A 12,472-nucleotide genomic window follows, 5' to 3' on the forward strand; every position below is an offset into this window, starting at 1 on the left:
GGTCCGGCCCGATCGGGCCGGACCGGGGGCGGTCGGCATGTTAGGGCCGCGGTCGGCCGGGTAGACGAGGCCCAGCGAGGGGAGGGCGCACCGGGGGCCGAACGGACCGAAGGGACTCCCGACATGCTGCTGCTCGGACTTCTGCTGATGGCCGCCGCCGGCGCGTTCACCGGCCTGCTGATCGCGGACAACCTCGACGGCGGGCCCGACTACCAGGTCTCCGTCCTCGGCTCCGACCTGGTGACGCTCAACAGCCTGGCGATCTTCCTCGCCGGGGTGGCGCTCGCCCTGCTCTTCTGCCTCGGACTGGCCCTGATCGCCCTCGCCCGGCGGACCCGCCCGGCGCGGCTCGGCGCCCACCGCAGGGGCCGCCCGGAGGGCTACCCCGCTCCGGTCGAACCCGTCCCGTCGCGGCCGGTCGCGCCCGCGACGCCCGTCCAGCGCGACGACCCCCGCCGACCGGCCGACCCGGCCGGCCGACCCGAGCCCCAGACCTACGCGCTCGACCCGCAGGCCCTCCCACCGGAGCAGCAGGCCTACCCGCCCGAGCCGCAGACCTACGCGCGCGACCCGCGAGCCGTCGCGCCCGAACAGCCGCAGGAGGAGGAGCGGACCGCCGAGCCCGGACGGGGCGGCCGGATCCGGCACCTCTTCGGCCACTGACCGCGTCGTGGTGATCCACGGCAGGCCACGATCCGCAGGTTAGCCGGCCCGCATCGCGGGCACCCGCACCGGCGGACATGAACGGCTACGCGAGGAGACAGACGCGATGGAGCGGCGGGACCAGGTGGCGTTGGCCGGAGTCGACGGCGGCACCGGCGGTACGGGCAGCCACGGTCGCGAACTGGTGGCTCTGGTGCGACGGCTCGGGCTGGGGCTGCGCAGCCGGGGCTGGGAGATGGTGCGCGGGGTACGCCCGCGCACGGTGCTGGGCCTGGGACTGGCCTCGCTCGCCCTGCTGGCGGTCGGGTTGCTGCCCGCACCGGCGACGCTCTTCTGGGCGTTCACCGGCGGCTGGGCGCTGATCCTCGCGGCGTCCTTCGCCGTGCTGCGCCTGTGCGCCGAGGGCCACCGGAGCGGACGGTGAACGCCCTGCCGCGGTCCCGCGGCCCGCTCTCCGAGGCGGTGCTCGACCTCGTCACCGCCGGGCCGCCCGCTGCGGGGCGGCTCCTGACCGAACCGGGCCCGCTCACCGACCCGTGGGGCGAGGACCACCAGCTCGCCCTCCACCTCTGCTACGAACTCCACGACCGGGGCCTGCCGGGCGTCGACCCCGAGTGGGAGTGGGATCCCGGCCTGCTCGCCCTCCGCCGCGACCTGGAGCGGGCCTTCCTGGCGGCCGTGCGCGCCGAGGCGGAGCCCGTACGGCCGCTGCCGGAGGCGCTGGAGAGCCTGCTGACCGAGCCGCCGGACGGCTCCGGGCCCTCGCACTTCCTGCTCGCCGAGGGCGAGCGCTGGCAGGCCCGTGAGTACCTGGTGCACCGCTCGGTCTACCACCTCAAGGAGGCCGACCCGCAGCTGTGGCTGGTGCCCCGGGTGCACGGTCCGGCGCAGGCGGTCCTGATGGCGATCGCCTACGACGAGTACGGCGCCGGGCGCCCGGACCGCGCGCACGCGCTGCTGTTCGCGCGGATGATGGCCGACCTGGGCCTCGACCCCGAGTACGGCCACTACATCGACCTGGTCCCCGCGCCCGCGCTGGCCGTGGTCAACCTGATGATGCTCTTCGGCCTGCACCGGGCGCTGCGCGGCGCGGGGGTCGGCCACTTCGCGGCCCTGGAGGTCACCTCCTCGCCCGGCTCGGCCCGGCTCGCCACCGCGCTGGAGCGGCTCGGCGCGGGGCCGGACGGCACGCTCTTCTACCGGGAGCACATCGAGGCGGACGCCGTCCACGAGCAACTGGTGCGCCGTGGCGTGGTCGAGGAACTGGTCTCCGCCGAGCCCGGGCTGGCGGCCGACATCGCCTTCGGGGTGGCCGCCGCCGGGGCGGTCGACGACCGGTTCGCCGCCCATCTGCTCGACCACTGGCGGGCCGGCCGCAGCTCGCTGCGCTCGCCCCTGCCCGACTCACCCCTGCCCGGCGGTGTCGGCGCGGCCCCCTCCCGCGGCTGAGCCCTCCCCGAGCGAGCCCTCTCCGGCGGCGCGCTCCCCGGCCGGGACCGAGTCCGGCCGGGGAGCGCGCCGCCGTCGGTGGCTGGTGTCGCAGAACGGGTAGCGGCGGCTCCGCCGGCAGGCGCAGAGCGCCACCACCGGCCGCTCCGAGCGCCGCACGGTGCCGTCCGGCAGTGTGACCTCGACGGGGCCCTCGACCAGCAGCGGCCCGCCCGCGACGATCGTCACCCGGGTGAAGTCGGCCGCGCGCGGCTCACCGCTCCCGGACACCGCGCACCACCGCCAGGTCCTCCGCGCGTTCGCCGGGCGCGATCAGCCCCAGCCGTTCGAACAGGCCGGCGCGCGCCGTCATCACCGGGCCGAACGCCTGGCGCCGCCGCGCGGCCACCGAGGCCCGCAGCCCGGACCGCCGCAGCGCGGTCAGCGTCGCCGGGACGTCCGCCAGGGAGGACTGCACGATCAGGAGCACCCCGCCGGGAGCGAGCAGGCGGGGCGCCTCCCGGCAGATCCGGTCCAGCACCAGTCGCCCGTCCCGCCCCGCGTCCCAGGCCAGGGCCGGCCCGCGCCCCGGAGCGTCCGCAGCGTCGTCGACCGGCACGTACGGCGGATTGGCGGTGATGAGGTCGAACCGTTGCCCGGCGACCGGACGCAGCAGGTCCCCGCGGCGCAGCCGGACGCGACGCCGGTGCAGCCGGGTGTTCAGCCAGGCGGCCGCGACGGCGCGGCCCGACAGGTCCACGGCGGTGACCCGGGCGCCGGACCCGGCGGCGGCCAGTGCCACCGCCCCCGTGCCGGTCCCGACGTCGAGTACCCGGCTGGTGGGGCCCAGCGGCTCGCGGCGCAGGCTGGAGATGAGCAGTTCGGTGTCGCCCTGGGGCGGATAGACGCCCGGCGGTCTGATCAACAGCATGCCGGGCGGCTGCCCGGATCAGCGCCGCCCACACCTCGCCGGCCCGCTCGGCCTACCGTGGCCCCTCGTCCTCCGGGGGCGCCGCCTCCTCCTTCTCCTCGGGCCAGGTGCTGGTGTCACGCGGGGTGACGTAGGGCTCCCGGTCCTTGGGGAAGCCACCGGCGATGGCCCGCTGGCGGGAGAGCTCGGCATCGAACTCCAGGCCGAGCAGGATCGCGAGATTGGACAGCCAGAGCCAGACCAGGAAGACGATCACGCCCGCGAGCGTGCCGTACGTCCGGTTGTAGGACGAGAAGTTGGCGACGTACACGGCGAAGCCCGCCGAGGCGGCCAGCCAGATCAGCACCGACAGGACGCTGCCGGGGGTGACCCAGCGGAAGCCGCGGCCGCGGACGTTGGGCGCGGCCCAGTACAGGACCGCGATCATCAGGATCACCAGCACCACCAGGACGGGCCACTTGGCGTAGGACCACACCCGTAGCGCGGTGCTGCCCAGCCCGAGCGCGCGGCCGACCCGGTCCGCGATCGGCCCGGTGAAGACCACGATGACCGCGCTCGCGGCGAGCAGCACCATGAGGAGGAGGGTCAGCCCCAGCCGCAGCGGCGTGACCTTCCAGATCGGGCGGCCCTCGGCGATGTCGTAGACGGCGTTGGCGGCGCGGATGAAGGCGCCGACGTACCCGGAGGCCGCCCAGAGCGCGGCCACCAGGCCCAGCACGGCGAGGACCGAGCTCGGGCCGCTGTTGTCCCTGAGCTGGTCGACGGCGTTGCGCAGGATGTCCCGGGCCGGGCCCGGTGCGAGGTGCTGGAGGTTGTCGAGGATCGCGTCGGTCGCGGAGCGGCCGATCACCCCCAGCATCGCCACCAGGACGAGCAGGGCGGGGAAGATCGCCAGCACCCCGTAGTAGGTGAGCGCCGCCGCCCGGTCGGGGAGCTCGTCCGCGAGGAACTCCCCGCCGGTGCGGCGCACGACGGCCCGCCACGAGCGGCGGGGCAGATCGGACGGGCTCCGCGGGGCGGCGGGGGCGCTGTCCGGTCCGGCCGGCTCGGGGCCGGTGTCCGGTCCGGAACGGCCGGTCGGCCCGGGCGGGGGAGGGGTCTCGGGGCCGTCGGACGGGTGGGTGGGCTCGGGCGCGGGTTCCATGCGGCGCGCCTGCCCCAGACCGGCTCCCTCAACCGCTGCGGCCGCCTCAACCGCCGCGGCCGCCCGCCGGTGCCGGCGGCCGCGGCGCGTGCGGGAAGCCCTGCTCCCGGACAGGTTCCCTCCCGGCCGGGCGGCATGGCCCGCCCCTGCCTGGGCAGGTTCTCTGAGCACGGCAGGTGGCCGGCTCCACGAGCCGGCGATCGTGCGTGGGCCCCGTCCTGCCTCGGGCCCCGTCTCCGGACCGACTCCGACCGGCCTGCTTCGTATGGGCCCTCCTCCTGCTGGCCCTCCCCCTGTTCCTACTGGCCCTCTTTGCGACTGGAGAGACCGATGGCGATGACCGGCTCCGCCCCCGGGGACTCCCCGCTCACCTTCGGTGTCGAGGAGGAATTCCTGCTGGCCGACACCCGCAGCCGGGCCGCCGCGCCCCGGGCGGCCGAGGTCATCGCCGACGTGCGGCCGGTCCTGGGCCAGCGCGTGCAGGGTGAGTTCTTCGCGAGCCAGCTGGAGATCCGTACCGACCCGGCGTCGACCTCCGCCGACCTCCGCGCGCAACTGGCGGCCGGCCGGCAAGCGGTGGCGGCCGCCGCGGCCCGGCACGACTGCCTGCTGGTGGCGTCGGCCACGGCGCTGCTCACCCGCCACCCGCTGCCGATCACCGACGCCCCCCGGTACCGGGAGATCGCCCGGCACGTCGGCCCGCTCGCGACCGGCGCCGGCGGGGGCGAGCTGAGCGGCCTCCACGTGCACCTCGGCACCTTCGACCGGGCCGAGGCGCTCCGGCTGAGCCACCGCCTGCGCCCGTGGCTGCCGGTGCTCCAGGCGCTCATGGTCAACTCCCCCTTCGCCGACGGCCGGGACCGCAACTGCGCCAGCTGGCGCGCCCTGCAGTACGGGCAGTGGCCCACCGTCGGCCCCGCGCCGGTGCTCGACGAGCGGGGCTACGACGCGCTGGCCGACCGGCTGGTCACCGACGGCACCGTCCTGGACCGGCGGATGATCTACTGGTACGCGCGCCCGTCGGAGCACCTGCCGACCCTGGAGATCCGGGTCGCCGACGTCAACGCCGACCTCGACGCCACCCTGTTGTTCGCCGTGCTGCTGCGCGGCCTCGCGAGCTCGCTGCTGTACGAGGCCGAGCGGGACGCCCCGGCACCGGACGTCACCGACGCCCAACTGGCCGCGGCCCACCGGCAGGCCGCCCTGCACGGCCTGCGGGGGACGGGCGTCGACCCGTCCGGAACGTCCCGCCCGATGATCCAGCTGCTCCACCTGCTGCTGCGGCGCAGCACCCCCGGCCTGGAGGCCCACGGTGACCTCGCCGAGGCCCGCGCACTCCTCGGCGCCGTCCTCGCCACCGGTACCGGAGCCGAACGGCAGCGCGTCTTCCACCGCCGCCACGGCTCGCTCCACCACGTGGTGGACGGCCTCGCCGCCCTGACCGCCCGCGCCTGAGGGGCCCGGCCCCGCAGGCCCGGAGAGCCTCGGGGAAGCCCCGCCGGGGCGTCCTCCAGCCTGCTTCCGGGCGTCTGGCAGGACGTCGGCGTCGGCGGTAGGTTCTCCACGGTGACCTTGATGGAGACAGAGGGCCTGACGTCCATGACGGACGGGGCGCGGATCCGCTGGACAGTGCTGGGCGACACGACTCGGACGCCGCCCGTGGTCATGCTCCACGGGGGCCCGGGCCTTCCGGACTACCTGGGCGATGTCGCCCGCATGATCGCGGATCTCGCACCCGTGTACCGCTACGACCAGCGCGGCACACGCGGGTCGCCCTGGCAGGGCCGCCACACCCTGTCCCGGCATGTGGACGATCTCGCCGAGCTGCTGGTGCGGTGGGGCGCCGCCGAGGCCCTGCTGATCGGGCACTCCTACGGCACCGATCTGGCCAGCCGGTTCTGCCTGGCACACCCTGACCGGGTGGCCGCCATGGTGCTGATGTGCGGCCCGTTCGTCGGCGACTGGCGGACGGGGGACCGGGCGGAACGCGACCGCCGCATGTCCGCGGCGCGGCAGGAGCGCCTCCGGGCACTGGAACGCAGGTCCGACCGCACGGAGAGTCAGGAAGTCGAACTGCTCACCCTGTCGTGGTTCACCGACCACGCCGACCCGGAACGGGGGTGGGACTGGGCCGCGCAGGGTGCTCGGCAGCGCCGCCCCGTCAACTGGGCCATGAACAGCGAACTCGGCACGGAAGGACGTGCGGACCCGCTCGACGCACGCCTGGACGAGCTGCGCGCATGCCTGCCGACGCGAGTGGAGCTCCTCGGCGGAGCCCGCGACCCCAGGCCCCTGTCGGCCCTGGAATCGCTCGCGCTCCGGTGGAACGTGCCGTTGAGGCGGATCGACGACGCCGGCCACGAACCGTGGCTGGAGCAGCCCGACACCGTGCGCGACCACCTTCGGGCCTTCGTGCGAGGCGCGGTAGGCCCGTAGCTCGACGCCTCGGCCCGTGCTTCAAGGTCCGGCCTCGACCGCCGGTCCGACACCACGAGCGAACGCGACCAGGCCGGACCGGGGGACAGGCCCGGGTGGCCGGTCAGTGCCGGAGCTTGTGCCAGGTGCGGCGGGCGGTGGCGAGTTGCTCTCCGGTCCCGGCGCGTTGGAGGGCGTACAGGAGGCCGTAGCCGAAGGTGCGCTCGCCGGCGTCGCCCGCGGCGGCCGCCACCGGGAGGAGGGCCTGTTCGGCGACGACGCCGTCCTGATGGGCGCCGAGGGCCTTCTGGATCCGCTTCATGCGCTTGCCGAAGCGTCGGCCGGCCGTACCGGCCAGCGGCGACAGGCTCTCCGCGGTGTAGCGGGCGCGCTTGGCGGCCTTGCGGGCGCGGTGCAGCGCCTGGTCACGGTCGGTACCGGCGGGCAGGTCCAGCGCGCTGCGCAGCCGTCGCCCGGTACGCCGCTGCTCGCGCTTCAGCGCGCGGCGGGCCTGCCCGGCGCCCCGCTCGGCGCGTGCCCGCAGGGGCGGCGCCGCGGCGAATTCGTCGAGGGCGTCGAGCAGCGCGTAGTACCGGCGCCCGTCCATCGTGTGGACGGCGGCGCGGTGGGCGCGGGCGTAGCGGTGGTCGAACCAGGCGGAGATCCGCTCGGCGACCTCCCCGGGCCGGGCCACCGGCGGCAGGTCCCCCGCCTGGGTGCCGAGCCGTTCGCCGAGGACTTCGGCGTCCCGGGCCTTCCCCAGCACCTTCCCGAGCCAGCGCAGTTCCTCGGCGAGGTGGTCGGTGGTGGCGCGGTCCAGCAGGCGGCGGTGCGCGGTGAGCGCGCTGCGCAGCCGGCGGACGCTCACCCGCATCCGGTGCACCGAGTCGGGCCGGTCCAGGCGGACGGCCGGGTCGAGGTCGTGGAGCATCGCCGTCTGCTCCCGCAGGTAGGCGGTGAGGGCGGCGCCGACCGAACCGGCGGGCGGCGCGGCGGGCCGCCGGTCCGGCGGCAGGCGGTCGGCCAGCAGCCGGCCGAGCTTCGACGGCGCGGCCGTCCGGCGGAGCCCCTCCTCGCGCAGTCGGCGATCGACCGCGTCGAGGAGGTCGGGCCCGCCGTCGACCAGTTCCACCTCGGTCTCGGTCCAGGTGACGAGTTCGGTGCGCGGCCCGGACCCGTCGGTCCCGGCCGCCGGCTGCGGGGGGTTGCTCTCGTCGAGGTCCTGGCCCTCGTCGAGAGTCTGACCCCCGTCGAGGAGCCGGCCCGGGTCGAGGATCTGGGCGGACACCTCGTCCTGGGCCAGTTCGGCCAGGGTGCGGTGGTCGGCGTCGAGCAGCAGGGTCCGGTCCCGGCGGGTGCGCAGGTGGGCGACCGGCGCCAGCCGGCTGCCCCGGGCGGCGCCGCGGGTGCGGGTCACCAGCTCGTCCGGCGGCCGGCGGGCCGTCCCCGCTTCGAGCGGAAGCCGCAGCTCGGTGCGGTGCCCGTCGGGGTGCGGGAGCTTGAGGTGCCAGCCCGCGTCGTGCCCGCCGGTCCGCCTGCGCACGGTGATGCCGCCGCGCAGGAGCCGCAGGTCGGGCGTGTCGTAGTAGACCGCGTCCAGGATCTCCGCGGTGCCGTCTGCGATCTCGGCCACGCCCGGCAGCCCGTCGGGGGCCAGCGCCCGGCTCGGGGCTCCGTCGTAGCTCTGTTCGGTCTCCTCGTGGACAGTCGCCATGGAGGTCGCCTGCCCGGATCGGGCGCCCTCAATCGCGCGCCCCTGGCGGGTCCGGAGGCCCTGTCCGGACCCGCCGGATGCGGACCCGCCGCGGCCCGCCGCGAGCCCGGGCGCCCGAGTGGTGGCGGCCTGCCGAAACCGGCGGTGCGCGGCGGCCCGCCGGTGCTAGCGTCGCGCCATGTCCAAGGCTGAGATCGACACGCTGACCGCCGAGTTCTTCGGGTCCTTCGACAACCGGGAGGGCCGGGTCGCCGATGTCGCCCGGGTCCGCCGGCTGATGATCCCGGGCGGCGTGATCGTCCTGACCGGTCCGGCGTTCACGGTGTACACCGTGGAGGAGTTCGTCGAGCCCCGCGAGCGGCTGCTGACCGAGGGCCGGCTGGTCGAGTTCTCCGAGTGGGAGGTCTCCGAACACACCGAGATAGCGGGCGACATCGCGTCACGGTTCGGCGAGTACCGCAAGTCCGGGATCCTGGACGGCGAGCCCTTCGAGGGAGGCGGCACCAAGACCATCCAGTTCGTCCGGACCCCGGAGGGCTGGCGGATCGCGGCGTTCTCCTGGTTCGACGCGGTCTGAGCGCGGTGGTGGTCTGAGCGCGGTGGTGCTCTGAGCAAGGGGACGGCCCGCGCGCGGGGGCGGCCGGGCCGGGACGGCCGTGGTACCGCCCGAGGGCGTCAGGAGACCGCCTTGAGCCGGCGTCCGGACCGGGCCTTGCCGACGGCCTCCTGCAACTCCTCACGGTTCATCGTGGAGCGGTGGGGGATGTCCAGCTCGGCGGCCAGCTTGTAGAGCCCGGCCTTGGTGAGCTCGGAGAGCTCCGACGCCTCGGCCGCGCCGGCGCGCTTCGAGGTGGAGCCGCCGGAGGCGGTGCTCTTCTTTCCACCGGTCTTCTTTCCACCGGTCTTCGCGGGAGCCCGGTCCTTGCCGGAGGACGCGGTGCTCCGGGGGGACTTCTTCGCCGCCTCCGCGGAGTCGCCCTTGCCGGCGCTTTCGAGGCTGCGGCGCAGGGCGTCCATGAGGTCGATGACGTTGGTGGCCTCGGGGGCCGGGCCGCCGGACACGGCGATCTCGCGGCCGGCGAGCTTGTCCTCGATGAGCTGTTTGACCTGGTCCTCGTAGGTGTCGTGCCACTCGCCCGGGTCCCAGTCGACGGCGAGCATGCCGATGAGCTGCTCGGCGGTCTTGATCTCCTGGGTGGACAGCTCGACCTTCTCGGGGAGGTCGTCGATCTCCCGGCGCGGATCGCGGACCTCGTCGGCGAAGTGCATGGTGTGCAGTTCCAGCAGGCCGTTCTCGGAGCGGATGGCGGTCAGGTACTCCTTGCCGCGCATCGCGAACATCGCCAGTCCGACCTTGCCCGCGTGGTCGAGGGACTCCACGAGGAGGGCGTAGACCTTCTGGTACTCCTTGCCCTTGGGGCCGAGGTAGTAGGTCTTGTCGAAGAAGATCGGGTCCACCTCGGCGAGGTCGACGAAGCCGGCGATGTCGATGGTGCGCGAGCGGCCGGGGGACATCTGCTCCAGCTCGTCCGGCTCCACGACGACGTACTCGCCCTCGGCGACCGGGTAGCCCTTCACGATCTCGCCGAAGTCGACCTCCTTGCCGGTGCGCTCGTTGACCCGCTTGTTGCGGACGCGGTCCGAGGTGCCGCGCTGCAGCTGGTGGAAGCGCACGTCGTGGGACTGCGTCGCGGTGTACAGGGAGACGGGCACGGTGACCAGGCCGAAGGTCAGGACTCCGGTCCACACGGGTCGGGCCATGGCGGCTGTCCTCTCTCGCCCCCGTCGGCGGCCCGCCGGCGTCCGCGCCGGACCGCTGCTCCGCGTGCGGTGACGGGCCTGCGGGCGCCGCCGCCCACTGGGCCCCGCTCGGAGGCACGACGACGCCCTACCTGGTGTGTGGACAGCCGCTCACCTGCTCAAACCCCGACGGGACAGGTATGACGGGCCGTGTTCGATCCCGCTGCCCAGCGTGCTCACTCCTCGTCGGGCACGATGTGCATGGCCGCCTCCTCGGCGCCCGCGGCGCCGCCGTCGATGCCGACGTCGGAGGCGAACATGCCCTTGGTGGTGTGCGCGTGAGCCCCCTCGTCCGGTGCGACGAGCCGTCCGGCCCGACGGTCGCCGGCCTCGGCGTCCAGCAGCTCGCCCTCCCCGCCCGGCAGGTCGCCGATGCCGTCGCCCTCGCCGTCTGCGACCTCGGGCAGCTCCCGGGCCAGCCGGGCGTCCAGGCTCTCGCCCTCGCGCTGTTCCGCCGGGGTGGTTCCCGCGCCGGTCACGCCGAGCGGCTTCTCCGGCGGTGAGTACCCCTCGTCGAGGATGTCGTCGTACGTGCGCTCGTCCAGTGCGTCCTGGAGGTCGAGCGGCGTCGCGTCCTCCTGCTCGTCGTCGCCGCCGACGGGCTGGTAGACGTCGTCACCCCTGCTGTGGTCAACCATGAACAACTCCTGACTCCTGTGGTCCGGGGCTGGGAACCGGACGCGCCGGCTGCCCGGGGCGCCCACCCCCTGGTGCGAAGTGGGGCGCGCGCCCCGGTCTGAGCCCCTGTCAGGGCGCCTGGGTGTCCGCCGCCGGCGGCTCGGGCTCCTCGTCGTCGCCGTCCTCCGCCTTGGCGCGGACGTCCGCCGGGGTGGGGGCCACGATCGAGCGCTCCTCGGCGGACCGCTCGCGGGTCTCCTCGTCCGGCTCCTCGGTGTCGTCGGGTGTGGTCATGGCCGCGGTCCTCTCTTCGGTGTGTCCGACAGCAGTACCAAGCGCTTGCCCGGAGTGCCTGCTCCCACGCCGGGTGTGATCCCGCGCAAGCGAGCTAGATGGTCAAGGTGTTGTTAGAAGCTATCACTAACACTATTGACCCTCAGGGTCGTTCTGCGTTACAACTTCTAACGAACACGTGAGCATCTATCTATCTCAGCCTGGCATGCGTGGTGCCGCCGTGCACTCCGCCGATCCAAGGAGACCCTCATGGCCGCCACGGTCCAGTCGCTGCACGCCCGCGAAGACCGGCACGAAGACCGGCGCGAAGACCGGCACGAAGGTCGGCGTGGAGACCGGCGTGGAGACCGGCCCGTCCCGAGGTCGGTGACGGTCGCCGCCTGGGCGGTCCCCGTGCTGGTGGTGGGCCAGTTCGCGCTGCTCGCCGTCCTCCCGGTGGTGCTCGCCCTCGTCGGCGCCCTCCGGTCCGTCCGTGACCGGGCGGTGCGGCGGGCGGTGGTCCTGCTCGCCGCCGCGTACGCCGCCCCACTGGTGGTGTGGCTGGTCCGGCCCGACGGGGCGCGGAGCCTGTCCAAGGACATGCACCCCGGGTTCGCCGGGCTGATCGTGGCGGCGTCCGCCGTCCTCCTCGCCACCCTGCACCGGGCCCGGAGGCAGCGCCGCCCCGGCCGGTGACGCGCTCCACCGAACACCGCCCGCCGCGCCGGGCCGGTGCCCGCCGCGAAGCCGATGGGCCATGTCCGCCTTACGACCGATCAAGGGAAACCCCATGTCCGGCATTCGCAGCACCGGCCTCCGTGCCGCCCTGTGCACCGTCCCGCTCGTCGTCGGCCTGCTCGGCGCGGCCGCCCTGCCCGCCGGGGCCGCCACCGGGCCCGGCTCCCGGCCCGGTGCGTCCCTGACCTGCGGCGGGAAGGGCGTCGACCCCGGCGCACTCGTCCGCCACCGGACCGAGACCATGATCCACGCGCCGCTGGGCGTCGTCTGGAAGCTGCAGACCGACGTGGAGCGCTGGCCGGCCTGGCAACCCCCCGTCACGACGGCGGACCGCCTCGACGACGGCCCGCTCCGCAGGGGTTCGGCGTTCCGGTGGACGACGCCGGTCCCCCCGAACCCCTCGACCCCCGCCACCAGCCTGGTGATCACCTCGACCGTCGAGCAGCTCAAGCGCGACTCCTGCATCCGCTGGACCGGCCCCGCGATCGGTGCGGGCCTGCACATCGACGGTGTCCACGTGTGGAACTTCGTCAAGGTCAGGGGCGGTGTCCTGCTGCGCACCGAGGAGACCCACACCGGGCCCCAGGTCGATGCGAACGTGCCCGCCGCGACGGAGATCCTCGCGCAGGGCCTCGAATCCTGGCTGCGCGACCTGAAGGGCGCCGCCGAGGCCCGGGCGCACGGCCTGTCGTCCTGAGCGGCCGTACGAGCTCGGCCGCACTGAGCCTGCCGGCGAACCGCCGTCCCG

General features: G+C 74.9%; 15 protein-coding genes. 8 read left to right on the forward strand and 7 right to left on the reverse strand.

Going from position 1 to position 12,472, the window contains the following annotated elements; genetic code table 11:
- The first annotated feature begins 123 nt into the window (after positions 1–123).
- From ACFWA9_RS34835 to ACFWA9_RS34845, 3 genes are all read left to right on the forward strand, one after another.
- A complete protein-coding gene (locus tag ACFWA9_RS34835) occupies positions 124–663 on the forward strand; it encodes a hypothetical protein (protein WP_380392784.1) in 540 nt (179 codons plus the stop codon).
- 106 nt (positions 664–769) lie between these two features.
- Complete coding sequence (locus tag ACFWA9_RS34840) at positions 770–1,087, forward strand: hypothetical protein (protein WP_352295471.1); 318 nt, start codon at positions 770–772, stop codon at positions 1,085–1,087.
- Entirely contained in the window at positions 1,084–2,112 is a 1,029-nt protein-coding gene (locus ACFWA9_RS34845) for an iron-containing redox enzyme family protein (RefSeq protein ID WP_380392787.1), read from the forward strand. Before ACFWA9_RS34840 ends, ACFWA9_RS34845 begins: the two co-directional genes overlap by 4 nt.
- On the opposite strand, the gene ACFWA9_RS34850 is transcribed toward ACFWA9_RS34845, so the two are convergent.
- From ACFWA9_RS34850 to ACFWA9_RS34860, 3 genes are read right to left on the reverse strand one after another with little or no spacing between them, the layout of a single operon-like run.
- A complete protein-coding gene (locus ACFWA9_RS34850) occupies positions 2,068–2,382 on the reverse strand; it encodes a CDGSH iron-sulfur domain-containing protein (RefSeq protein WP_380392790.1) in 315 nt (104 codons plus the stop codon). The two genes, ACFWA9_RS34845 and ACFWA9_RS34850, sit on opposite strands and share 45 nt — an antisense overlap.
- Positions 2,366–3,022 carry a HemK2/MTQ2 family protein methyltransferase gene (locus tag ACFWA9_RS34855; RefSeq protein WP_380392793.1) on the reverse strand — a complete coding sequence of 219 codons (657 nt, stop codon included), beginning with the start codon at positions 3,020–3,022 and terminating at the stop codon, positions 2,366–2,368. The genes ACFWA9_RS34850 and ACFWA9_RS34855 overlap by 17 nt, the downstream gene beginning before the upstream one ends.
- Positions 3,023–3,074: 52 nt before the next feature.
- Entirely contained in the window at positions 3,075–4,166 is a 1,092-nt protein-coding gene (locus ACFWA9_RS34860) for a YihY/virulence factor BrkB family protein (protein ID WP_380392796.1), read from the reverse strand.
- Between the two features lie 330 nt (positions 4,167–4,496).
- On the opposite strand from ACFWA9_RS34860, the gene ACFWA9_RS34865 reads away from it, so the two are divergent.
- Complete coding sequence (locus tag ACFWA9_RS34865; protein ID WP_380392799.1) at positions 4,497–5,621, forward strand: YbdK family carboxylate-amine ligase; 1,125 nt, start codon at positions 4,497–4,499, stop codon at positions 5,619–5,621.
- Positions 5,622–5,741: 120 nt separating this feature from the next.
- Positions 5,742–6,602 (forward strand): alpha/beta fold hydrolase, encoded by an 861-nt coding sequence (locus ACFWA9_RS34870; protein WP_380392815.1) that lies wholly within the window; start codon positions 5,742–5,744, stop codon positions 6,600–6,602.
- Between the two features lie 103 nt (positions 6,603–6,705).
- On the opposite strand, the gene ACFWA9_RS34875 is transcribed toward ACFWA9_RS34870, so the two are convergent.
- A complete protein-coding gene (locus tag ACFWA9_RS34875) occupies positions 6,706–8,295 on the reverse strand; it encodes a CHAD domain-containing protein (RefSeq protein WP_380392802.1) in 1,590 nt (529 codons plus the stop codon).
- Positions 8,296–8,473: 178 nt separating this feature from the next.
- On the opposite strand from ACFWA9_RS34875, the gene ACFWA9_RS34880 reads away from it, so the two are divergent.
- Complete coding sequence (locus ACFWA9_RS34880) at positions 8,474–8,872, forward strand: DUF4440 domain-containing protein (protein WP_359811885.1); 399 nt, start codon at positions 8,474–8,476, stop codon at positions 8,870–8,872.
- A 98-nt stretch (positions 8,873–8,970) separates the two neighbouring features.
- Here the strand turns inward: ACFWA9_RS34880 and ACFWA9_RS34885 are convergent, their stop codons facing one another.
- The 3 genes from ACFWA9_RS34885 to ACFWA9_RS34895 form a co-directional block, all read right to left on the reverse strand.
- Complete coding sequence (locus ACFWA9_RS34885; RefSeq protein ID WP_380392805.1) at positions 8,971–10,056, reverse strand: Ku protein; 1,086 nt, start codon at positions 10,054–10,056, stop codon at positions 8,971–8,973.
- A gap of 215 nt (positions 10,057–10,271) precedes the next feature.
- On the reverse strand, positions 10,272–10,733 hold the full coding sequence (locus ACFWA9_RS34890; RefSeq protein WP_352295487.1) for a DUF5709 domain-containing protein: 462 nt from the start codon (positions 10,731–10,733) through the stop codon (positions 10,272–10,274).
- Positions 10,734–10,842: 109 nt separating this feature from the next.
- On the reverse strand, positions 10,843–11,007 hold the full coding sequence (locus ACFWA9_RS34895) for a hypothetical protein (protein ID WP_352295488.1): 165 nt from the start codon (positions 11,005–11,007) through the stop codon (positions 10,843–10,845).
- A gap of 249 nt (positions 11,008–11,256) precedes the next feature.
- Here ACFWA9_RS34895 and ACFWA9_RS34900 point away from each other — a divergent pair, with 249 nt between their 5' ends.
- Both ACFWA9_RS34900 and ACFWA9_RS34905 read left to right on the forward strand, forming a co-directional pair.
- The gene (locus tag ACFWA9_RS34900; RefSeq protein WP_380392810.1) at positions 11,257–11,682 is read left to right on the forward strand and encodes a hypothetical protein; all 426 of its coding nucleotides are present in this window, start codon (positions 11,257–11,259) and stop codon (positions 11,680–11,682) included.
- A gap of 94 nt (positions 11,683–11,776) precedes the next feature.
- Positions 11,777–12,421 (forward strand): SRPBCC family protein, encoded by a 645-nt coding sequence (locus ACFWA9_RS34905; RefSeq protein ID WP_380392812.1) that lies wholly within the window; start codon positions 11,777–11,779, stop codon positions 12,419–12,421.
- Positions 12,422–12,472 lie beyond the last annotated feature (51 nt).

The sequence above is a fragment of the Kitasatospora sp. NPDC059973 genome (assembly GCF_042737525.1).
Taxonomy (GTDB): Bacteria; Actinomycetota; Actinomycetes; order Streptomycetales; family Streptomycetaceae; genus Kitasatospora.

Excerpts from the sequence above, each read along its gene's own strand:
- ACFWA9_RS34865 (WP_380392799.1), top strand. The coding sequence starts at position 4,497 with ATGGCGATGACCGGCTCCGCCCCCGGGGACTCCCCGCTCACCTTCGGT.
- ACFWA9_RS34890 (WP_352295487.1), bottom strand. The coding sequence starts at position 10,733 with ATGGTTGACCACAGCAGGGGTGACGACGTCTACCAGCCCGTCGGCGGC.
- ACFWA9_RS34840 (WP_352295471.1), top strand. The coding sequence starts at position 770 with ATGGAGCGGCGGGACCAGGTGGCGTTGGCCGGAGTCGACGGCGGCACC.
- ACFWA9_RS34875 (WP_380392802.1), bottom strand. The coding sequence starts at position 8,295 with ATGGCGACTGTCCACGAGGAGACCGAACAGAGCTACGACGGAGCCCCG.
- ACFWA9_RS34835 (WP_380392784.1), top strand. The coding sequence starts at position 124 with ATGCTGCTGCTCGGACTTCTGCTGATGGCCGCCGCCGGCGCGTTCACC.
- ACFWA9_RS34860 (WP_380392796.1), bottom strand. The coding sequence starts at position 4,166 with ATGGAACCCGCGCCCGAGCCCACCCACCCGTCCGACGGCCCCGAGACC.
- ACFWA9_RS34900 (WP_380392810.1), top strand. The coding sequence starts at position 11,257 with ATGGCCGCCACGGTCCAGTCGCTGCACGCCCGCGAAGACCGGCACGAA.
- ACFWA9_RS34855 (WP_380392793.1), bottom strand. The coding sequence starts at position 3,022 with ATGCTGTTGATCAGACCGCCGGGCGTCTATCCGCCCCAGGGCGACACC.
- ACFWA9_RS34885 (WP_380392805.1), bottom strand. The coding sequence starts at position 10,056 with ATGGCCCGACCCGTGTGGACCGGAGTCCTGACCTTCGGCCTGGTCACC.
- ACFWA9_RS34905 (WP_380392812.1), top strand. The coding sequence starts at position 11,777 with ATGTCCGGCATTCGCAGCACCGGCCTCCGTGCCGCCCTGTGCACCGTC.
- ACFWA9_RS34895 (WP_352295488.1), bottom strand. The coding sequence starts at position 11,007 with ATGACCACACCCGACGACACCGAGGAGCCGGACGAGGAGACCCGCGAG.
- ACFWA9_RS34870 (WP_380392815.1), top strand. The coding sequence starts at position 5,742 with ATGGAGACAGAGGGCCTGACGTCCATGACGGACGGGGCGCGGATCCGC.
- ACFWA9_RS34880 (WP_359811885.1), top strand. The coding sequence starts at position 8,474 with ATGTCCAAGGCTGAGATCGACACGCTGACCGCCGAGTTCTTCGGGTCC.